Raw genomic sequence first — 20735 nt, 5'->3', positions numbered from 1 at the left:
GTCGCGTTTGAGCGACGTTGCGTCCGGTGCAGTTCCAGTCGGCGGGCAGTCACTTTGAGTGACCGTTGTAGCTCGCGCAGCCGACGTTCGAATGTCCGCGTGACAGCGCGAGCCAACGGCCGTAGATGGCCACCCTTTGCCGACGTTCACCGCCGCTTAAGTCGAACGACCGGTTCCCGAGGTGGAGCAGCCAACGGGCTCCTCGACGCCGCGATGGCGAACGGCGGGAAGCAGTCAAAACGTCCCTCGGACCTATCCCGGTCTGGAATGAGCCGTATTCCTTTCCGCCAGTTCCCGCGCTGGTTGCGAATGGATACATTGCACAGCAACGATCTCGATCGCCGCGAGGCGGTCCATGCGATTCTCCCTCACTCAGTTGGCGGCAATCAGTTCATCCGCTCTCGACAGAAACATCTTAAGCACAGGCGATGCATTCGAACGACTGTAGCCGATCGCGAGATCGACGGTCGGCGCTTCGCCTTCCAGCGGCCGGCTCACCACCGACCACGGCAACAGGTTAATCGCATACTCGGGCATCAGCGACAGCCCGCGCGTCGAAGCGACGAGCGACATGGCCATCGCCAGGTTGTCGACGCCGTGCTCCGGCTTGGGGTCGAGCCCGTTCTCGTGCAGATAGCCCGCGACCACATCGTGCAGCACGCGCGCCTTGTTCGACGCCATCACAAACGTCTCGCCTTGCAGGTCCGACGGATGAATGGCTTGCTTCGCCGTCAGCCGATGATCGCTCGGCATCAGCACGACAAGTTTCTCGCGATAGACAACGCGATAGTCGAGATCCAGCCCCGGCTCCATGCGCACGAATGCAAGATCGAGCTTGCCGCGCGCCACGGCGTCGGCGAGATCGGGCGAATAGCCGCTCGACACCGTCACGTCGATGTTCGGCAACTCGTCGCGCAGCACCTGCATCGCGCGCGGCAGCCAGGTCATTTCCTGGCCTGTCAGAAAGCCGAGTGCGAAAACCTGCTTCGCGGGACGCGCAGCACGGCGCGCCGCTTCGATCGCGGCGTCGACCTGCGCTAGCGCAAGCCGTGCATGGTCGAGAAAAGCCTTGCCGGACGCGGTCAACTCGACGCCGCGCGCGCTGCGGCTGAACAGTTCCGCACGAACTTCGTCCTCGAGATCGCGGATCTGTCGGCTCAGCGAAGGCTGCGACGTGTACAACCGCTGTTCTGCGGCGACGGTGAGGCTGCCCGTTTCCGCAACGGCAACGAAATAGCGCAGATGACGTAGCTCCATGCGTTCTCCTGTTTTGCTCCGTTCTATCGCTCCACTTCGGGCCATGCTTCCGGGCCATGCTTCCAAGGCATGCCGGCAAGCCTACAAAGTCTTTTTCCGTTACGCAAGCAATGGCTAGATTATCTGCGAGCAGTCGCATCGAGCAGCGCGGAAGCCGGCGGCCCAGTTTCGCAGCCATACCTGCCTGTTATCGCTGACGGCCCGCCGATCAACCAGACGGAGCTTCGCCATGAATGACCTCGCAGGAAAAACCGCGCTTGTCACGGGCGCATCTCGCGGCATCGGCCGCGCCATCGCACTCTCACTCGGCCGCGCCGGCGCGCAGGTGCTCGTGCACTACAGCAGCAACGAAGCGGCGGCCGATTCGGCCGTCGCCGACATCGTCGCAAGCGGCGGCCACGCGCAGAAAATCGCCGCCGATCTGCGCACCGCCGACGGCCCGCATACGCTTGCCCGACGCGTGCGCGCCGTCGTCGGCGGACGGCTGGACGTGCTCGTCGCCAACGCGGGCATCGCCAGCGCCGCGAGCATCGAAGACACGACGGTCGAAAGCTTCGACGACCTCTTCGCCGTCAACGTGCGCGCGCCCTATTTCCTCGTCCAGCAGCTTCTGCCGATGTTGTGCAAAGGCAGCAGCGTCGTGCTGCTTTCGTCGCTGGCAGCGCGTGCATCGGTTGGCGAACTGGCTGCGTACGCCGCAACCAAAGGCGCAGTCGATACGCTCGTGCGCCACTTCGCTTCCGCGCTCGGCGAGCGCGGCGTGCGCGTGAACGCCGTCGCGCCCGGCGTCGTCGCGACCGATATGTCCAGCTTCGTGACAACCGACCAAGGCCGCGATTATGCGCTGAGCCTGCAGGCCTTGAAGCGCGTCGCTCAGCCTGACGACATCGCCGGCGCGGTGAGCTTTCTTGCTTCAGACAGGGCGAAGTGGATCACGGGCGACACGCTGCGCGTCGACGGCGGATCGAAGCTCTGAGTCACGTTAGAACCGCAATGGACCCGATCCATTTCAATCGATAAGGCATCCGGAATGACTGATACAAACTTAAAACTGTTCTCGTCCACCACAGTAGGACGACTGCAACTGTCACATCGCGTCGCACACGCACCGATGACGCGCCTGCGTTCCGACTCCGGCGACAGCCCGAGCGCGATGATGGTCGAGTACTACCGGCAGCGCGCGTCGCAAGGCGGTCTGCTGATTACCGAGAGCGCGCATCCTTCATACGACAGCCGTGGCTATGTCGGCGCGCCGGGCATTTACATGGACCAGCACGTCAAAGCGTGGAAAAAGATCACCGGCGCCGTTCACGCGAAAGGCGCGCATATCTTCATGCAGATCGCACACGACGGCCGTCAGTCGCACGTCGATCTGAGCCGGGGCAATGCGCCCGTTGCGCCCTCTGTCGTCCCGTACGAAACCACCGTGTTCACGCGGAACGGCTGGGTGCCAAACTCGCCGCACCGTGCGCTGGAGATCGACGAAATTCCGGCCATCGTCGAGTCGTTTCGTCGCGCGGCGGAACGCGCGAAAGCCGCGGGTTTCGACGGCGTCGAGTTGCACAACGCGAACGGCTATCTCGCCGACACGTTCCTGTAGGACGGCACGAACAAACGCACCGACGCCTATGGCGGCACGATCGAAAAGCGCGCGCGTTTTTCGCTGGAACTGGTGGACGCGTTCGCGTCCGTGTGGGGCGCGGATCGTGTGGGTGTGCGTGTCTCGCCGAGCGGCCGCTGGTTCTCGTCGAACCCTGATTTGCCCGAGCGCCTGCGCCGCAATTTGCCGCTCACGCCGTATCAGCGCGACGCGTTCTGGGGCGGCGACGAACGCGCCTACACCGACTTTTCCGCGTACGACGCAGCCCGCAGCGACGCTGCCGCCGAAGCGTCGACAGACGAAACCACCTGATTCAAGGAGTCACAACATGTCGACCAGTAACACCTCCAACACAGCAAAAACCGTCAAGATTCCCGGCCCCGATCATCCGATCACGATCGAGCGCAATCCTTCGCGCGTCGTGGTCAAGGTCGCCGGCCACACGGTCGCCGACACGCGCGACGCGCTGACGCTGCGTGAGGCGCACTATCCGCGCGTGCTCTATATCCCGAGAAAAGATGTCGACATGACGTCGCTCGAACGCACCGGCCATTCGACGTACTGCCCGTACAAGGGCGATGCCGCGTACTTCTCGATCCCGTCGGGCGGCGAGCGCGCCATCAATGCGATCTGGACTTACGAGTCGCCCTATCCCGCCGTCGAGCCGATCCGTGATCGCCTCGCGTTCTACACCGACCGTGTCGATTCGATCGAAGAACACGCATAAGGAACCGACATGAACGAACAGACAGTGGTGCTCGTCACGGGCGCATTGAGCGGCATTGGCCGCGCGACCGCTCTCGCCTTCGCGCGCTCGAAAGCACGCGTCGTGATCTCAGGCCGGCGAGCAGACGAAGGTCAGGCGCTCGCCGATACGCTCCGCTCGCTCGGTGCTCAGGCGGAGTTCATTGAAGCCGACGTGCGCGTCGAAGACGACGTGCAGGCGCTCGTCGAGCGCACGGTCGCGCGCTTCGGCAGGCTCGATATCGCGGTGAACGCGGCCGGCACGGAAGGCGAATCCGCGCCCGTCGTCGAACAGACGACCGCGCGCTATGCAGCCGTGTTCGACGCGAACGTGCTCGGCACCTTGCTCGCGATGAAGCACGAGCTGCGCGCGATGTCGGCGCAGCGCGGCGGCAGCATCGTCAACGTGTCCTCGACGATGGGCGCGCGCGGCGCGGCGGGCGCGTCGCTGTATGTCGCGAGCAAGCACGCCGTCGAAGGGCTGACGAAGTCGGCCGCGCTCGAAGCCGCTGCATCCGGCGTGCGCGTCAACGCGGTCGCGCCGGGGCCCGTGCAAACGCCGATGCTCGACAGGCTCACGCAGACGTCCGAGCGCAAGACAGCGTTTCTCGACACCGTGCCGCTCAAACGCGCCGGCACGCCCGACGAAATCGCCGAAGCAATCGTGTACCTGGCGTCGGCCGGCTTCATGACGGGCGAAGTGCTGCGCGTGAACGGCGGCCGCACGGCGTCGTGAGCCAGTCCCCGAGTCATGCCTTTCAGGCATGCCACACAGCTTATAAAGTCTTTTTCTTCGTGGTTCGACGCGCCTACATTACCTGTCAGGACGGCGCGATAAGAAGCGCAGACGGGCCAGCCCCCGCAACAAGCCCGACGCACCCATACGTTTCAGCTATACCGCGCCGCATCGACTTCAACCGGTTCTGAAAGGACAACTGCCATGACCCGCCATACTCACCAGACCGCGCCGACCCAGTTCGTCGAGGCCAACGGCATCCGTTTCGCGTATCGCCGCTTCGGCAATCCCGGTGCCGTGCCGCTCGTGATGAACATCCACTTCACGGGCACGATGGATCATTGGGATCCCGCCGTCACCGACGGTCTCGCGCAAAACCGCGAAGTGATCCTGTTCAACAACGCCGGCATTTCGAGCAGCTCGGGCACGGTGCCGGAGTCGATCGAAGAGATGGCCGCCAATGCCGGCGCGTTCATCGAAGCGCTCGGACTGAAGCAGGTCGACGTGCTCGGCTTTTCGATGGGCGGACTGATCGCGCAGGAACTCGCGATCGCGAAGCCTCTGCTCGTGCGCCGCGTCATTCTCGTCGGCACGGGCCCACGCAGCGGCGAAGGCATGGCGACGCTCACACCGGAAGCACAGGAGATATTCGGCGCCTCGTATGCGAATCCCGACGACCTGTGGCTGCGCGTGCACTTTTCGCATTCGGAAGCGAGCCAGGCGGCAGGCCGTGGCTTTGTCGGACGGTTCCGTCTGCGCGCCGACAACCGCGATCCCGAAGCCAGCGACAAGGTCGCGCCCGCGCAACTCGCCGCGCTCGCGAAGTGGGGCGCGCCGCGCGAGAACCCGTACGACTATCTGGACGCGCTGAAGCAGCCGACGCTCGTCGTCAACGGCGACAACGACGTGATCATCTACTCGATCAACTCGTGGCACTTGCAGCAGCACATCCCCAACGCGCAGCTGATCCTCTATCCGGACGCCAATCACGGCTCGCTGTACCAGTACCCGGAGCGCTTCGCCGCGCACGTCGATCAGTTCCTCTCGGAAGCGGACGCGCCGCAGGCGTAACGCCCTCTCACACGACATCGAACGGAATTTCATCATGACCAACCTGACAGGCAAGACCGCCCTCGTGACGGGCGCATCCCGCGGCATCGGCCGCGCCACGGCGATCGCGCTCGCCAAAGCAGGCGCGCGCGTGCTGGTCCACTACAGCAGCGCCGAGCAGGCCGCCGACTCGGTCGTCGCGGCGATTCGCGCGGCAGGCGGACAGGCCGACAAGGTCGCCGCCGATCTGCGCGACGCGCACGGGCCACATGAACTCGCGAAGCGCGTGCGCTCGCTGACGGGCGAACGGCTCGACATTCTCGTCGCGAATGCGGGCATCTCGAAGGCCGCCCCGATCGAAGAAACGACCGTCGAGGATTTCGACAATCTGTTCGCCGTCAACGTGCGCGCGCCGTTCTTCCTCGTGCAGCAGTTGCTGCCCGTGCTGGGCGACGGCAGCAGCGTCGTGTTGCTGTCGTCGCTCGCGGCGCGCGCCTCCGTGAACAATCTGTCGGCATATGCAGCGACCAAAGGCGCTGTCGACACGCTCGTGCGCCACTTTGCGTCCGCACTCGGCGAGCGTGGCATTCGTGTCAACGCGATCGCGCCGGGCGTCGTCGAAACAGACATGTCGAACTTCGCGAAAACGGACGCGGGCCGCGATTTCACGCTGGGCATGCAGGCGCTCAAACGCGTCGCGCAGCCTGACGATATCGCGGGCGCCGCCGTGTTCCTCGCCTCCGACGACGCGCGCTGGGTAACGGGCGACACCTTGCGCGTCGACGGCGGATCGAAGCTCTGAGGTGCTCGCAGCCGCGCGCCGTTCTGAATCGCGGCGCGTGCGATCGTTCAGACGTTGTGGACGAGCGCCGCGCCCGCGACGAGCGACGCCTGGCGTGCGCGCCTGGCACGCGAGCAACACGACGATCTTCGCGATTGTCTGGGGCATGACCAACCTTCTTTTAAAACGCCTGTGTTACGGAGCAATTCGTGCAGGCGATTGCGCGGCAGCCGTATCGATGCTGTTGCTCGCACTCGCCGCGCGCATTCATTCGCTGCCGCTGCTGATCGTCTCCGTCCTCGTGGCGCGCATCGGGTACGCGCTTCTCTTCATGGGCGGCCTCGCGTTCGCGATTACGGCGTCCCACGCAGGCCTGAGCGATGCCGTCACGAATTGCGCATCGCGATAGCTGTAGCGTGCGTGCTGACGGCAGCAAGCTCGGGAAGGTTCGGGACATCTTGTAGTAATCCGTGATGGGCAAGCTGTCTGAGCGAACGGTTGCCCGCTTCGAAAGTACGCACGAGTGCGTGCGCAACACGTGTTTCCGGCAATATGCCGAGGTGCTGAAAGACGTGCGGCGCCCTGATCCGTTCGACATGCCTACCAGGCATGCCCTCCAGCCTGGAAAGTCTTTTTCACGGCCGCAAGCGACGCCTAAAGTTAGCTCCGTCATGCTCACCGAGCAGCGCGATACGACCGACGTGTCGTGAAACCCACTGACAGGAGCCTCAAATGAACCAACCCGTCGTTCTCATCACTGGCGCCCTTACGGGCATCGGCCGCGCAACCGCTTTTGCGTTCGCCCGTTCAGGTGCGCGGCTCGTCGTATCCGGTCGACGCGCTGCGGAAGGCGCAGCGCTTGAAGCAGAGCTTCGCGTAGCTGGCGCCGAAGCACACTTCGTACAGGCGGACGTGCGCCGCGACGACGAAGTCCGCAACCTCGTGGATCAAACCGTCGCCCGCTACGGCCGGCTGGACGTGGCCGTCAACAACGCCGGCACCGAAGGTCGGCCTGGGCCCGTCGTCGAGCAGACCGCCGACAGTTATGCCGACACGTTCGACACCAACGTCCTCGGAACGCTGCTGAGTCTCAAGCATGAACTGCGCGTGATGACCGCGCAAAAGGCCGGCAGCATCGTCAACATCTCGTCGACTTACGGTCACGAAGGCGCTGCGTTCGCATCGGTCTATGCAGGCAGCAAGCATGCCGTCGAAGGCATCACGAAATCGGCCGCGCTTGAAGTTGCATCGACGGGTGTTCGCGTCAACGCAGTCGCGCCGGGGCCAACCGACACGGGAATGCTCGACCGCTTTACCAGCACGGCGGAAAACAAGGCAGCGCTCGCCGCCACGGTGCCGCTCGCGCGCATCGGCAAGCCCGACGACATCGCCGCAGCGGTGCTCTATCTCGCTGCCGACGGCGCCGCGTTCGTCACCGGTCAGATCCTGACGGTCGACGGCGGCAAGACGGCAGGCTAAAGCGACCTGACATGCTCGCCTGCGTAGCGACTGCTTTGCGGGCGAGTCAACTCTTCTCATCGAACTGGACCAGTACATGAATACCGATCTCACGCTTTACGAATCCAAGGCTTCTCCCAACGCTCGTCGAGTCCGCATTTTTCTTGCCGAGAAAGGCATTGAGATTCCGACGAAAGCTGTGGACCTTGGTGCGAAAGAGCAATTCTCCGATGCGTACGTCGCAATCAATCCTCGCCGACAGGTCCCGACGCTTGTACTCGAAGACGGCACGGCGATTGGCGAAGTCCCTGCAATCTGGCGCTACATCGAGGACGCGTATCCCACGAAGGCCGCATTGCTAGGCACGGCGCCGCAAGAGAAGGCGCTGATCGCGATGTGGGAGCGGCGCGCCGAACTCGACGGATTTGCGGCCGTGATGGAAGGCGTGCGAAACGCGGTCGCCGGATTGAAGGGGCGTGCATTGTCGGGCCCGCATGCTTATGAACAGATTCCTGAGATCGTCGAGCGCAGCAAGCTGCGCGTAGCCAACTTCTTCGCCGACTTCAACGAGCGTCTAAAGACGGTTCCTTTCGTGGCAGGCGACAAGTTTTCCGCCGCTGACATCACAACGCTGGCTACCGTCGATTTTGCTGCGGGCGCCATGAAGATGCGCCTTCCCGCCGAATTCGATGCCCTGCAGACCTGGTACGACAAGATGTCGGACCGCCCTTCTGCGAAGGCATAAAGGACCGGACACGGAAGGCGATGCCCGATGTTTGGGCATCGCTACGTAGGCTAAAGAGTTCGTTTCAATCCTGGAAGGTGAAAGTCGCGCTATCGCGGTTGGGAACACCGTGACTGGTGGGGATCCAATGTTCGTCGTGCCCCGTCGCCATCCCGGAGGCCCGGCTTCCGAAGTGAAACAGCCAATCGAGTGTCCTGGCGGTGCCCCGGTGAACGGCCGAAAGGGGCCGGGTGCCGACTCATGCCATTGGCATACATGCTTCGCCCTTGCAGGGGTGCGTTCGGCAGCCGGGACCCGTTTGAGACACTCAATGTCGCCGAAAGCAGCCGCTCGACGGCTCGACCACGTCGCCGCGCTACCACAGAGAAAGCTAGCGGCGCGGAGAATCATTGGAACTGCTAGCGCCACCCCATTTGCGCTCCCGACCCGGCAACTCCTGCAGCATAGTCATGAACGCTCGCACCTTCGCGCTCAGAAGCCGGCGCGAATTGTAAAGGGCCCAGATTTCCACGGGCGAGCCCGCCTTTCCCCAACAGGCGAGTCTTCCTGTCGACACATCATGCTCAACCAGCAAGCTGGGCAAGAGCGCCGCGCCTACGCCCTCGAGCACCGCGTCACGCACCATCAGCAACGATGACAGCCGCAACACGGGCATCGGCCTGATCGCTATCGCACCACCGTCTTCCGTTCGCATGTGCCATAACGCGCCTGATGGTGCCGCGGCCGACATAACGGCCGGCACCTCCAACCCGGTTGCATCGGGTGCCGGTCTCGAAGGTATCGACATGCCCGGCGCCGCGACCACGAGGCGCTCGTCACCGAGGATGCGCCGTCCCACGAGCTGCTCGCCATGCGCCGGGTCGATACGGATAACGAGGTCGTAGCCGTCCTCCACCGGATCCACGATGCGGTCTTCTGCAATGACCTCAAGTTCGACCTGCGGATAGGCGAGCGCAAAGCGCGCAGCGATCCGGCACAGCACGACATGCGCGAAAACGACAGGCGCGCTGATGCGCAGCCGCCCGCGCGCCACCGGGGCGCGTGAGGCGAGCGCTTCACCCGCCTCCTGAATCTCAGCCATGAGCCCCCGCGTGCGTTCATGGAGTGCAACGCCCTCTTCTGTCAGACGCAGCCTGCGTGAGCCTCGCTCGATCAGCCTGACGCCGAGGCTTTCCTCGAGCTCGGCCACGCGCCGCGAGAGGGTGGCCTTGGGGCGGTCGAGCGCCCGGCTGGCGGGCCCAAAGCCACCGTGCAGTGCAACTGCATTGAAATCGCCGAGCGACGTCAAATTCATGATCGTTCCGTGTACGAGACGAAGTGTATGGATTCTGGCACTTTCGACTATTGAGCGAAACGACTATTGTTTGTCTCACGGGCGGACCCAGCCCATCCACTTCAAGGAGATACCCATGGCAGTCCTCGTTACAGGCAGCACGGGCGTGATCGGTAAGCAGGTTATCGAGCATCTGGGCGGCAGCGGTGCCGAGGTACGCGCGCTGACCCGCACACCGGAGAAAGCGCAATTTTCTGGTGGCGTCACCGCAGTGAAGGGCGACCTGTCCGACGTCGACGCGGTGCGGCAGGCGATGATCGGCGTCAGCACGTTGTTCCTGCTTGCGCCCAACGTCGCGGACGAGCTGACTCAGGCGGTGCAGACCCTGAGCGTCGCACGGGAAGCGGGTGTGAAAGGCGTGGTTTATCTGTCGGTGTTCAAGGGCGCCGAATACGTCGACGTGCCGCACTTCACCAGCAAACATACGGTCGAGCGCATGATCGAACACCTCGACCTGCCGGTGACAGTGCTGCGCCCCGCGTATTTCATCCAGAACGACGTCCGGCAGAAAGACCCGCTGCTTTCGCACGGCGTCTACGGCATGCCAATTGGCGCGAAAGGCATTTCCATGGTCGACGTCCGTGATATCGGCGAGGCTGCCGCGCGCGAACTGCTGCGCCGCGAGCGTGGCTCAAACCCGCTGCCCGGCGAGACGTACGAACTCGTCGGTCCTGACGTGATCAATGCGCAGACCGTGGTTTCGATCTGGGCCGAGGCGCTGGGACGTCCCGTCCGCTACGGTGGCGACGATCTCGACGTCCTTGAGCAGCGCCTCAAGTCGGTTGCTCCTGCCTGGCTCGCATACGACATGCGGCTCATGATGGGCCGGTATCAGCAGGACGGCGCGGTCGCGTCCAGCGCGCACGTCGAGCGTCTGGCGACGCTGCTGGGACGGCAACCGAGATCCTATCGGGACTTTGCCGTCGCCATGGCTGCGGCGTGGGCTAAGGACTGACCTGCCAGGATACGCGATCGCGACTTTCAGAGGCTGGCACGCGCGACGGGGGGCTTGACGGGGCCGACCCCTGCTCGCGGGTGTATTCCGCTGCTTATGAAGGCCGCGTGGATATCGACCCAGCGTGACACTCGTGGCTTCAGGGAGCGGACGTCCGTAAATCGTCTCCAGAAGCACGAACGATTCAACGCGTTTCCCGCCGACTTCAGTCAGGGCCTCGCATCCTCTGGCTTGGGGCTCCTGGCATCAGCAAAGCGGCTTTGTACCGCGACGAGTTGGTCATCAGTGGTCGCCACCAGCCACAACCGTGCGTGCTCCGCGATTTGGCGGTTGTGGTCCTTCAACGGGCCCATTGCCGCGGCGGACTTCCAGACCACGGGGCCAATTCGGCTGCTCCTGCCCGACGGCGCACCCACCAGCAGGCAGTATGGCCCAAGAGGAAGCGAGACAAACGGAAGGGCCGGACTAGCGCGCACGCGCCAGTCGATGAACGGCGCCTCGCTGATGAGCAGGGGCGTGGGCAAGCCGTAAAGCACACTGAAATCGTACAGCGCCAATTGCTCGCGCATGCCCGCGTAGATACGTCGGATATCGTCGACAACCGCAGCGCGGATTTCATCCTCGAACATGGGTTCTTGCGCATAGCGTGCGGCGGCCTGCTGGGCGCTCAACTGATATGCGCTGAACAGGCCGAGTTCCATGCAGTCCTGCACTGCGCGCTGGACCTCCACGATAGTGCCGGCCTCCTCGGGCCTGCCTAACTGCGCTGCCCTCAAAAACCGGGCGAGTCCCGCTTCCTGGATCGCAGGACCTTCCACAGGCGCATCGTCGTCGCCATCCTTGTCGAGCGGCACGTGAATGTATTCTTCGGCCGCGAAGCGCGACTTCTTGCCTTCGTCAAACTTGATTTCGCCATCGGTGCAGTCCAGATATCGGGTACCGATTCGGCCATGCTCCCAAACCCAATTCTTCAGGAGCGGACGTAGCGGATGCAGTCTGTCTTGATTAGCCATCGAAGCCTCCAGGTACCCCAGTATAGATCCACATGACCGCTTGCTACGTTGGGGAGGGACATGGCATCAAATCTAACCAGTGGATCGACCTTTTCAAATCAGGCTTTGGGTCTCGCTGGCCAGGCACAGACTGGCCAGATCGGCCGCCCTCGAAATACTTGACGGGGACGGACTCAGGGCTTGTGGCAGCCGCTCAGCGACCTCGCAGAGCCGTTCGCGACGGTCTCAAATTGGCCGAACCGAGACGGCCGGTGACCGTCTCAGGCCGACCCGTTGCAGTCCTTGAAGCCGTACTGTGTCAAAGGCCGGTGTCAAGTACGCAGCGGACGCCGCCTGACAATTACCACAACCGCAGGCGGCGCATCGCGTTCGATCATTCTCTGCTGGACTTTGCCGCGGCTTGCTCGATCAGCTTTGCGACTTCGGCCGCATGCGAAATATAGGCGACGTGGCTCGAGTTGATTTCGACCGTGGTGCTCCCGGCGCGCTTGGTCATGAAACGTTCGAGATCGGGATTGATTGCGCGGTCTGCCGTCGCGACGACTGCCCAGCTCGGCTTCGTTTTCCATGCCGGGCTTGTGATCGGCACGCCAAACGACTGGGCGGCCGGCATCACCTGTGAGATCGCCATGAACTTCGCTTCGGCGGTGGGTACGTCGGCGGCAAAATCCGTATGGAACTGGGCCTGGTCGAGATACAGGTAGCCGTCTGCGGTTGCTTTGATCGCCTTGGTCGCGGGCGGCATTTTTTTTGTCAGATCCATCGGGCTTTCGCCGGCATCCGGCTGGAATGCAGCCACGTAGACCAGGCCCGCCACCTTCGCGTCGTTGCCAGCCTCCGTCACCACCGCACCGCCGTAGCTGTGGCCGACGAGGATGCTCGGACCATCCTGTGCATCGATTACCCGCGTGGTTGCCTTCACATCATCTGCGAAGGAGGTTTCCGGCTCTTGCACGACAGACACGTTGTAGCCGTCGCGCGTCAGGATTTTCGACACTGCCTGCCAGCCCGAGCCGTCGGCGAAAAAGCCATGGACCAGCACGATGTTCTTGACCGGCGCGGCCACCGCGGCCTGGGAACCCAGGGCGGCGAAGGAGAGAGCGAGTGCGGTGGCGATACGTGTTACACGTGAGGCTGCTTTCATTTTCAGGCTCCAAAAAGATCAGGTGATGAGAAGGTGTTGATGGGCATTCCCGATCGACCCAACCATCCTACTGGTAGGATGGTTGGGTCGCAAGTACTTTTTTAGAAATTGGAAATTTTCGCGCTCCGAATGTAGACTTACACTTAATTCAACCGACTAGATGGTAGAGGGAAATGACAGCGACCGGCGAAACCACCGCGGCGAAAATCGTCGAGGCAGGGCGACAGCTCATCATGCGTCGCGGCTACTGCGGGTTTAGCTATGCCGACGTTGCCGACGCGATCGACATTCGCAAGGCGAGCATTCACCACCACTTTCCCGCCAAGGCAGATCTGGTAATCGCCGTGGTGAAGCAGTGGCGCGAAAAGTTCGACTCCGACATGGCGTCACTGGAGGCGAGTGGTGCCGACGCTCTGGCGCAGTTACGGGCCTATATCGGCTTTTGGGAACGCTGCATTGCGGACGACAGCACGCCATTCTGCGTAGCCGGCATGCTTGGCGCGGAACGCCCGGCTTTGCCCGACGAAGTGGCGCAAGAGGTCAGAGCGTATTTCGAGAACCTCGCGGCGTGGCTCGAACATGTGCTCGAGTCGGGCGCGAGAGCCAACCAGTTCAAACTGAGTACGTCGGTTCAGGCTGAGGCCGCAACGCTCGTGTCGTTGGTCTACGGTGCGATGCTGGCCGCGCGGGCCTATGGCAACGCCGCACTCTTCAAGGACGTCACAGACGGCGCCGTCGACAGGATTGTCAAGCCACGCAAAAGAACCCGAATCGCCTGACGGTTGGCACGCCAGGTCTCTCGGCGTAGACGACGAATCCGGCGTCGGGGTACCTCGCGACTCGCGCTCGGGATGGTCTTGGACCGCGTGAATTTCGAGTCGTGATCACAGGGCGTGGGCGTTCGGACTGGCGCGGGCAGTGCTCAGCGGATAATCGCAACAACCGACAATGCAAAGTGAGTGTTGCGGGCGACTGGCGGCTTGTTGGGGCGGACCGGACGCCCGAGTGTCCAGCTAGAGCGGCAGACGAGCCCCATTGCCGCCAGTCGCATATGCGAAAAGCAGACGTTCACAGCGCGGAGTCGGCGGCTATCTCAGCGCGCTGGCAGCGTGAATCCGGGGGGCGCCCATTTCCTGGGCCATGTCCTCCAGCAATCAACGTTCGTGAGCAGCAAAGGTGCGATGACAATAATAGGAAAGCTCGTATCCCTGGTAAGCCGTCGGACCTTGCGGGCTGAAGGTCATGTCTTCGCCATAACGCCCGAGCGCATCGGGATTGCGGAAGGGATACACGCTGCGCTTGCGATGGCGCCGATGCTCTGTGCCGCGGCGATTCTCGGTCGTTCGGATATCGCTTTCGGAGCCGTTGCGGCGTTCTGGAACTGTCTCTGCGATCCGCAAGGGTCCAGGTCACAGCGCCTGAAGGCGATGGCCATCTTCACGGCCATGGGCGTTGTCGTCATGCCGCTGGCGTCCTATGCCGCGCATTGGGGCTATGCCGTCAGCATTGTCACCCTGTTTGTCCTGGTCTTCCTTTGTGGACTGACACGGTCCTACAAGCCCTCGCTCGGGCCTATGCCGGCGCAGGCGGGGTTGATTGCCTCGCTCGCGGTCGTGATCGGAATTGCGTCGCCCGAGCCGCTTGCCGCTGCACTCGCTCATGGTGGCTATTTTCTGCTCGGCTCAGCCTGGACCATGCTGTTTTGCATCTTCCTCTGGCCCGTCCCGTTCCCACAGTCCGCGGGCTTCACGCTCGCGACGATCTTCGGCAGGCTCGAGGACATGGCCGGTTTTTTGGAGTCGCTGGATTCGCGGCCTGGAATGGATGTGCAGGGCTGGACCGAGTTCGATACCGTTTATCGCCGCGGGGTGCGCATGTCGATCGAGCGCGGCAGGGCATTGGCGGCGCATGATGTTCGCAACGGCCCTGATCTCGGGCCGGGCGTCGATGCCGCGGGCAGGGTGTTTTCCACGCTGATCGCAATCGGTCATGCCCGACGCAACGCAGCGATTGGCGACGACGATGGATCGCGGCAATCGCTCCAGGGCCTGCGACAGTTGCTGCAAAGCGTGGCCGCGCAGGCACAGCAAGAACTGCACATTCCCGATACGCTGATAGCGCAAGCACACGCATTGTTGCGGCAGACGGCTGAACGGACGGACCAAACGGCAAGCGCCGTTGCCTTTGCGGCAAGGGCCATCGCTCGGCTCGCGGACGGGCGACACGCGCTCGCAATGGACCCCGAGACGCCCACGCCTGCCGCCGCTCGCGCGGTCAAGATTGAAAGGCTGGTCTGGGACCATGCGCTGAGGGTGGCTGTCGCATCGGTGCTCGCTTTCATGATCGGCACATCGCTCAGTGTCACGTTTGCATACTGGGGCGTGATCGCTGCAATCGTCGTGACCCAACCGGTTTCCGCCAATACATGGTTGCGCGTGCTGGAGCGTGCATGCGGCAGCCTCATCGGCGGAACGATCGCCGCTGTTCTTCTGACGAGTCTGTCCGGTCCGGTTGCGGTGACATTGGCAATCTTGCCGCTCGCCGCGGTGACCGTCGCATTGAGGTTGGTGAACTACGGTCTGTTCGTTGTCTTCCTGACGCCGATGTTCATGCTGATGTCGGATTTCATCCATCCGGCGGAGGGACTGATTGTCGCTCGTCTTACCAATGAATTCGTCGGTGCCTGCGTAGGCGTGGCGGCGAGCTTTCTTCTCTGGCCGCAGAAGGAGAGTAACGCGCTGAATGCCGTGATCTCAGCCGCGATTTCGGCCAACATGGCATTCGCGTCCGCCGCGCTTCGGATGGCTGGAGGATCGACCGCCACCCTCGATCGCCTCCAACGCGAAGCCGGTCTGGCCAGCTCACGGCTTGAAGTTGCGAGAGAACGTATGCTCCTGGAGGGCCAGCGGCGATCTGCGCGGCTCGAACAACTGCGGAACCTGACCGTCGCGGTGCGGGTGGTTTGCGGCGCCGCCGCGGTGATCGAAGTCCTTCGGAGCGGGGAACCGGACGCACATGACCGGGAAAGGGCCAATCGCTACGATGAGATGACCGCCACACTGCTGGAAGCCCTGACGTCGAGGGAAGCGATGCCACTGAATCAGTCTTTTGAAACGCCGGCAGATGACCTCGAACAGGCGATCCAGCATCTCGTGACCGCATTTGATAGCTACGTGGGAACCGTATAAGAACGCCAGCGAGCCCCTGTTTGACCGCGGCCTTGCGTCGGAGAATTTCCGCGTTTTCGTGACCGTATTCTTTCAAGCGAAATGACGGCAAGTCCGCTCGTCTACGCAATGCCGACGCTGCACAACCCTCTTGGCTGGGTAATGAGCGCGCGGCGGCGCCGCGAGCTTGTCAGTATCGCTCGACAGCATGGACTGATCCTCATCGAGGACGGGGCCTACGCATACCTCGCAGAAGATGCTCCGGCGCCGTTGGCATCGATTGCTCCGGAGACGACGATCTATGTCTCGAGCTTGTCGAAGAGTGTCGCGACAGGTCTGCGCGTCGGTTTCGTCTGCGCACCACGCGAATGGATTCCCAGGCTTGAACGGGTAATCCGGGCCACGACGTGGAACACTCCCGCAACCATGACGGCAATCGCCTGCAACTGGATAAACGACGGCACGGTGGCCCGGCTCGAAGACGAGAAGCGGCGGGATGCGAAGACGCGCCAAATCCTTGCCGCCGAAGCGCTCGGCAAGCTTAAGACGATGAGCCATCCAGCGTCGTACTTCATCTGGATCCCCCTGACGCAGGAAGTCCGCGCCGACGCGATTGCGATGGCGCTGATGCGTGAGCGCATTTCAGTGTCGACGGCCCTGCCGTTCGCGACATCGACGCATGTACCTCACGCCATCCGCCTCGCGATTGGGTCCGTCGATCTGGCCACGCTGCGCCGGTCGCTGGAAACAGTGGCCCGGGTTATTACCGAACAGAGCTACTGACCGGCAAGCGCGAGGGCGCGGTCTGTCCACCAGGATTGTCCGGCCAGGACCTGTCGTCTCACTACGACGTACTTTCTGTTGCGATGCAATCGTAGAACACGCCGCGACATACCCTTTCCCGACGACATCGCACGAAACGACCCTCGAAACGGAATGCGTCGCTTTCGAGTTGCCAGCACAAGCATAAGACCGCTTCGTTCCTGCACAAACCGGTGCAAAACGGAAGGGAGAAATGTGCTGACTGGTGCGCAGCGCCCGCGCACGTCCGCAGCCACCCTGGATGGATAGCATCGCGTTGTAAAGCGTCGAGGTCCCATCCCCGGACTGCGACGTGTGTGGTAGTGCCCGCACCTTCGTGTGCGGATTTTTTTCTGCCTTTTGGAGGTAGGGAAATGAGGCTCGGTGCAAATGTCTCCAGTGTGCGTGAGTACCTCGGATGGACGCGAACCGAGTTCACGTATCGTTTCGCGCCCGCCACGTTCGACCATAACAACAGGAAGCGCTGCTACGACAATCTTCGTTCGCTCGAAGTGCGAAAGCAGCATTCGTCAGAATTGCTTGCGTGGATGGAACCCGTGCTGAGAATCAGCGTCGCCGTGTTGCAGACCGACGATCTGACCCAACTCACGCATGATGCGATGTCATCGTTGCGTGCCCGGTATGTCGGCCCGCCGATGGATGCGCTTACGGTGGTGGTGAACCGGTGCTGTGATGGTGTCGAGCCGACGCCTGATGAATACCGGGCCGCTATGGAACAGGCGGATAAAGCCGGCAACCGCGAAGAGGTGTTGCAGTTGCTGGAGAAAATCGCAACAGAACGGCGCAAGTGGCATCGTGGTGGATCGCCCCTGGCCCAATCGCTGGAATCAGGCGTAACGGCAAAAGGCCCGCGCAGTAGCGAGCCTCTTCGCAGAAAAAGTCCCCGCCGAAGCGGGGATAGCGAGCCGAACTCAGAGATCAACGAAACGCGGCAACAGGTCCTGATCGGCGAGGCGGATTTCGATATCGTTAGCCGCCTTGACGTGCTCCCGGTTGTTCACATCAAAGACTTCATCCGTCACGCTGACGATGATCGTGCCTTGCTGCCTGCCATCGCGCATGACAGGGATTAAGTCGCGCGCTTCCGGCACCTGGGCCGGCGCGAGAGCGTGCGGTAGGTAGAGCATCCAGCTTACGCCTAAGCGGTCATCAAAGACCTGTTGATCCTGATAAGCGCGCGGCCCGAACGTCACATACAGCGAGCGATAAAGCTCAACCACTTTGGCTACAACTTCGGCCACGGATTTGTAATTGCCTAGCCGCGAAAGACCATTCGCTTTCTCATCCAGAGACAATTCGATGTTATTGGAAATAACTCCCGTGTCGATCATTAAGGACATGATGGCGGTCGCGCCGTCAGTTTGTCTTCCGTTCCATATGCCTATGACTTTCGGTCGATCAATTTTTTTCCCATGTCCATACTCTGCCTTCAAAACATCTATAGCAGCCTTCGACGCTGCTCCATTGGCGAAGACCTCATATTGAAGTGCATCTTGTTGCGTGTCTCCTGCGAGATACCAGTTCCCACCCAAGGTTTCGTCCTTGGTTGCAATAAAGTCGACAATGGCTTTAATGCGTTGAAGATGAAATTCGAATGCGCCTTTTGGTGCGGCAGCTTGATCCCGATGTTGTTCAAGTAAATTCACGATAATCACTCACGATTGATGGACCGAAGGCACGCCAAACTGGCGAAGTGTGTTCATCATGTAAGCTCGCGTTTGCGGTGTCTCAAAGTACCACATTAATCTGCTCGGCGGATTGGCGCGAACAGCTTCTCCTTGAATTGCTATTTGCTCCTGCATTTTTGTGAATCCTTTAAACGGAAATTTCAATTCCTTATTTTCTTTGAAAAATTGATCGTAATTTCCCTTGGCTTCCTGCAAGAGACATTGGGAATGCTGAAACCCATCAAAGTCTATGTCAAGCCAGTCCCATTCCATATTCCAGCCTTCGGCGGTCTCACGGCCTTTTCCGTCCGTTGCTATCGCATACTCGAAGCCGGTAATGCGCGCCTGGTATCGTCGCGGCTCAGGGTTCATGCTGTGGTTCTTTCGCACCAGTGCGCCTTTCTCCGGGGGGCACTTGCACGGTCTTTCGCGTTCGCGGCTCCGGTCACGCGGCAGTTCGTCCCATCCGCCGTCTGCACCCGCACCAGTGCCGCTGCTGCCTGCGGGACCAGCAGACGGTGCGGCGGTGGGGACCGGAACAGGCATAGGCATTGCATGCGCCATTGCGTTTGCTGCGCGTGCGAGCGTCGCCGGGAATGGAATACCCATCACCGTTTCTCCTTCATTTCCTGTTGCCTTTTACCCATTGCCTGCATCAACACTTCGAATCGCTGTTCACCCGGAACGCCTGATTTGTACAGCCATGCTATGACCGCCGGAATGCTGTAAAACTCCGGCGTCGTTGCTTCCACATACAGGAAATCGACTATCGGCACGTCATGCGTGAAGCGGAGCAACTTTGTTCGCGCGAAGGCCGCATTAAGCCGGTCGCGCAAAGTCGGATCATTGGCCAGCGCGGGATAATCGCGCACGATATGACCACGGATAAAGTCCACATAGTTACGGTCTTCATAGGCTTTCAGAAGCGCCCATTGCCCTTCAGTAAATTCCATTGTCGTTGATGGTGAGCCGTTGTCGTTCGTTGAGGTAGTGCCACGCATCGGCAGCCCTGAAAAGCTCGCGCTCGCTCTTGCCGTGGCATACCGCATTGAGCGCATGCAGCACCCTGGGGTCCCAGAAGCGCAGCAGGGCGGCTCGTCCTTTCGGTATGCCGGTATTCAGGTACGGGCGCAGCTTTGCGGCCTGCCTCTCCAGGCTTTCTGAGGTAATCAGCCAGATCACGCCAGGGCGGGCCTGTTCGAGTTCGCCCAGGTCCGCAAGATGGTCGCGCGCCGTCTTCGGATCAACCAGCCACGGCCCCGCGTGTGCGAGTGCCATGTCGTTCGTGCCCGCGAACAGCGAAACCGTCATGTGGTCTTCGGGCGTGAGTTGCTGGCCGGTATGCTGCTCGTACTGGATTCCGTCCACTAGCGCCAGCACGCGGCCGCTGTAGTGCCGTTCCCCATACTGTCGAAGCTGTTCATTGACAGAGGCGGGAATCATCAGCGCTCCAGGGTCATCGCGCCTTGCCCGGCAGCGTGAATCATGCATTCGAGACAGATGGACGACTGCGGAAGCACCGGCCAGGGCGTTGCGCCGTAGTGCGATAACGGGCCTTTTTTCTGCATCGTATTAGGGGAGCGTCCGCGACAATCGCACGCCCACGCGTAACCCAGGGCTTCGGCCATCTCGTAACCGGTTGCATACGACTTCAGCGTGTCGAACGGAAACCATTCGCCGGTTTCGGCATTCAGCGCCATTGCCGACGGCATTGGCGGGAAGTTCGAGTAGACTGAATAAGTGATACGGCAAAGCCCGCACTCTTCCTTGTCCCCGGTTTCATCCAGTTTCTGTTGTTCCATCTGACCTCTGCTGTTTTCCAGACACATCCGACGAATTAACCATCTAAAACGCGACACGGTCAACGACTTTAAATTGAGACAAAACTGTTTTGACAGATATTCACAATTGCTCTGCCTATCTCATTTTCAGGTGCATTTTTTCAGTGTCACCGTCCAACAAAAAAGCGGCATTGAGCCGTAATGCCGTTCAGTTAAGGTCTTTTTTGAGGTATCGAACGGTATAACGGAAAGGTCTGGATTTGACGACCCGAGCGCAAGTGCGCCCGGGCCGTTTTTCGTGTGCGCCCAGCATGGGCGCACTCCTGGAGGTGCAAGTCCTCCCATAAGCTGACCACAGCGAATGAAGTGAAGCGCAACTGCGTAAGGGTGACCGAGCGTGGGGAGGAAGCGTGGAGCAAAGCCGTGAGCCGATGGACAAGAACCGGATATGAGGCGGCACCGATCAGGGCGAGCGGGCACGA

The 20735-nt window shown here is 61.6% G+C and carries 21 protein-coding genes and 2 pseudogenes; 14 read left to right on the top strand and 9 right to left on the bottom strand.

The window, feature by feature from the left end:
- Nucleotides 1-372: 372 nt before the first annotated feature.
- A complete protein-coding gene (locus HDG32_RS20890; protein ID WP_184039479.1) occupies nucleotides 373-1257 on the bottom strand; it encodes a LysR family transcriptional regulator in 885 nt (294 codons plus the stop codon).
- Nucleotides 1258-1486: 229 nt separating this feature from the next.
- On the opposite strand from HDG32_RS20890, the gene HDG32_RS20885 reads away from it, so the two are divergent.
- The 10 genes and pseudogenes from HDG32_RS20885 (at nucleotide 1487) to HDG32_RS20840 (ending at nucleotide 8371) form a co-directional block, all read left to right on the top strand.
- Complete coding sequence (locus tag HDG32_RS20885) at nucleotides 1487-2233, top strand: SDR family NAD(P)-dependent oxidoreductase (RefSeq protein ID WP_184070366.1); 747 nt, start codon at nucleotides 1487-1489, stop codon at nucleotides 2231-2233.
- A gap of 54 nt (nucleotides 2234-2287) precedes the next feature.
- Nucleotides 2288-3169: pseudogene (locus tag HDG32_RS20880) on the top strand (hypothetical protein).
- Between the two features lie 16 nt (nucleotides 3170-3185).
- A complete protein-coding gene (locus HDG32_RS20875) occupies nucleotides 3186-3584 on the top strand; it encodes a DUF427 domain-containing protein (protein ID WP_184070364.1) in 399 nt (132 codons plus the stop codon).
- A gap of 9 nt (nucleotides 3585-3593) precedes the next feature.
- On the top strand, nucleotides 3594-4337 hold the full coding sequence (locus HDG32_RS20870; RefSeq protein WP_184070362.1) for an SDR family NAD(P)-dependent oxidoreductase: 744 nt from the start codon (nucleotides 3594-3596) through the stop codon (nucleotides 4335-4337).
- Nucleotides 4338-4541: 204 nt separating this feature from the next.
- Nucleotides 4542-5408: an alpha/beta fold hydrolase gene (locus tag HDG32_RS20865; RefSeq protein WP_184070360.1), complete on the top strand. Its 867-nt coding sequence runs from the start codon at nucleotides 4542-4544 to the stop codon at nucleotides 5406-5408.
- Nucleotides 5409-5442: 34 nt separating this feature from the next.
- Nucleotides 5443-6189 carry an SDR family NAD(P)-dependent oxidoreductase gene (locus HDG32_RS20860; protein ID WP_184070358.1) on the top strand — a complete coding sequence of 249 codons (747 nt, stop codon included), beginning with the start codon at nucleotides 5443-5445 and terminating at the stop codon, nucleotides 6187-6189.
- Nucleotides 6190-6406: 217 nt separating this feature from the next.
- Nucleotides 6407-6577, top strand: a complete 171-nt coding sequence (locus HDG32_RS20855) for a hypothetical protein (protein WP_184070356.1) — start codon at nucleotides 6407-6409, stop codon at nucleotides 6575-6577.
- A gap of 64 nt (nucleotides 6578-6641) precedes the next feature.
- Nucleotides 6642-6878, top strand: a complete 237-nt coding sequence (locus tag HDG32_RS20850) for a hypothetical protein (RefSeq protein ID WP_184070354.1) — start codon at nucleotides 6642-6644, stop codon at nucleotides 6876-6878.
- A 22-nt stretch (nucleotides 6879-6900) separates the two neighbouring features.
- Nucleotides 6901-7647 carry an SDR family NAD(P)-dependent oxidoreductase gene (locus HDG32_RS20845; protein WP_184039500.1) on the top strand — a complete coding sequence of 249 codons (747 nt, stop codon included), beginning with the start codon at nucleotides 6901-6903 and terminating at the stop codon, nucleotides 7645-7647.
- Between the two features lie 76 nt (nucleotides 7648-7723).
- On the top strand, nucleotides 7724-8371 hold the full coding sequence (locus HDG32_RS20840; protein ID WP_184070352.1) for a glutathione S-transferase: 648 nt from the start codon (nucleotides 7724-7726) through the stop codon (nucleotides 8369-8371).
- 370 nt (nucleotides 8372-8741) lie between these two features.
- Here the strand turns inward: HDG32_RS20840 and HDG32_RS20835 are convergent, their stop codons facing one another.
- Nucleotides 8742-9665 carry a LysR family transcriptional regulator gene (locus tag HDG32_RS20835; protein WP_184070350.1) on the bottom strand — a complete coding sequence of 308 codons (924 nt, stop codon included), beginning with the start codon at nucleotides 9663-9665 and terminating at the stop codon, nucleotides 8742-8744.
- A 115-nt stretch (nucleotides 9666-9780) separates the two neighbouring features.
- Here HDG32_RS20835 and HDG32_RS20830 point away from each other — a divergent pair, with 115 nt between their 5' ends.
- Entirely contained in the window at nucleotides 9781-10659 is an 879-nt protein-coding gene (locus HDG32_RS20830; RefSeq protein WP_184070348.1) for an NmrA/HSCARG family protein, read from the top strand.
- Nucleotides 10660-10868: 209 nt separating this feature from the next.
- Here HDG32_RS20830 and HDG32_RS20825 read toward each other — a convergent pair whose 3' ends face one another.
- Nucleotides 10869-11672, bottom strand: coding sequence for a hypothetical protein (locus HDG32_RS20825; RefSeq protein ID WP_184070346.1), 804 nt, complete (start codon nucleotides 11670-11672; stop codon nucleotides 10869-10871).
- Between the two features lie 373 nt (nucleotides 11673-12045).
- Nucleotides 12046-12816, bottom strand: coding sequence for an alpha/beta hydrolase (locus HDG32_RS20820; RefSeq protein WP_184070344.1), 771 nt, complete (start codon nucleotides 12814-12816; stop codon nucleotides 12046-12048).
- 173 nt (nucleotides 12817-12989) lie between these two features.
- On the opposite strand from HDG32_RS20820, the gene HDG32_RS20815 reads away from it, so the two are divergent.
- The 3 genes and pseudogenes from HDG32_RS20815 to HDG32_RS20805 all read left to right on the top strand — a co-directional run.
- Entirely contained in the window at nucleotides 12990-13595 is a 606-nt protein-coding gene (locus HDG32_RS20815; protein WP_184070342.1) for a TetR/AcrR family transcriptional regulator, read from the top strand.
- A 384-nt stretch (nucleotides 13596-13979) separates the two neighbouring features.
- Nucleotides 13980-16004, top strand: a complete 2025-nt coding sequence (locus HDG32_RS37060; protein WP_184070340.1) for an FUSC family protein — start codon at nucleotides 13980-13982, stop codon at nucleotides 16002-16004.
- A gap of 99 nt (nucleotides 16005-16103) precedes the next feature.
- Nucleotides 16104-16766 (top strand): annotated as a pseudogene (locus tag HDG32_RS20805) (aminotransferase class I/II-fold pyridoxal phosphate-dependent enzyme); the annotation flags it as partial.
- Between the two features lie 950 nt (nucleotides 16767-17716).
- On the opposite strand, the gene HDG32_RS20800 reads toward HDG32_RS20805, so the two are convergent.
- Genes HDG32_RS20800 through HDG32_RS36545 form a run of 5 tightly spaced genes read right to left on the bottom strand, consistent with a single transcriptional unit; the run spans nucleotide 17717 to nucleotide 20274 of the window.
- A complete protein-coding gene (locus tag HDG32_RS20800) occupies nucleotides 17717-18451 on the bottom strand; it encodes an immunity 52 family protein (protein ID WP_184070338.1) in 735 nt (244 codons plus the stop codon).
- Nucleotides 18452-18460: 9 nt separating this feature from the next.
- Nucleotides 18461-19081: a restriction endonuclease fold toxin 5 domain-containing protein gene (locus HDG32_RS20795; RefSeq protein WP_184070336.1), complete on the bottom strand. Its 621-nt coding sequence runs from the start codon at nucleotides 19079-19081 to the stop codon at nucleotides 18461-18463.
- On the bottom strand, nucleotides 19081-19425 hold the full coding sequence (locus HDG32_RS20790) for a hypothetical protein (protein WP_184070334.1): 345 nt from the start codon (nucleotides 19423-19425) through the stop codon (nucleotides 19081-19083). Before HDG32_RS20790 ends, HDG32_RS20795 begins: the two co-directional genes overlap by 1 nt.
- Complete coding sequence (locus HDG32_RS20785) at nucleotides 19412-19915, bottom strand: DUF4123 domain-containing protein (protein WP_184070332.1); 504 nt, start codon at nucleotides 19913-19915, stop codon at nucleotides 19412-19414. Before HDG32_RS20785 ends, HDG32_RS20790 begins: the two co-directional genes overlap by 14 nt.
- On the bottom strand, nucleotides 19915-20274 hold the full coding sequence (locus HDG32_RS36545) for a hypothetical protein (RefSeq protein WP_260336541.1): 360 nt from the start codon (nucleotides 20272-20274) through the stop codon (nucleotides 19915-19917). The genes HDG32_RS20785 and HDG32_RS36545 overlap by 1 nt, the downstream gene beginning before the upstream one ends.
- Nucleotides 20275-20735: the final 461 nt, after the last annotated feature.

The organism is Paraburkholderia sp. CI2 (assembly GCF_014201055.1).
Lineage (GTDB): Bacteria > Pseudomonadota > Gammaproteobacteria > Burkholderiales > Burkholderiaceae > Paraburkholderia > Paraburkholderia tuberum.
This window is presented reverse-complemented; position numbering and strand designations above follow the sequence as displayed.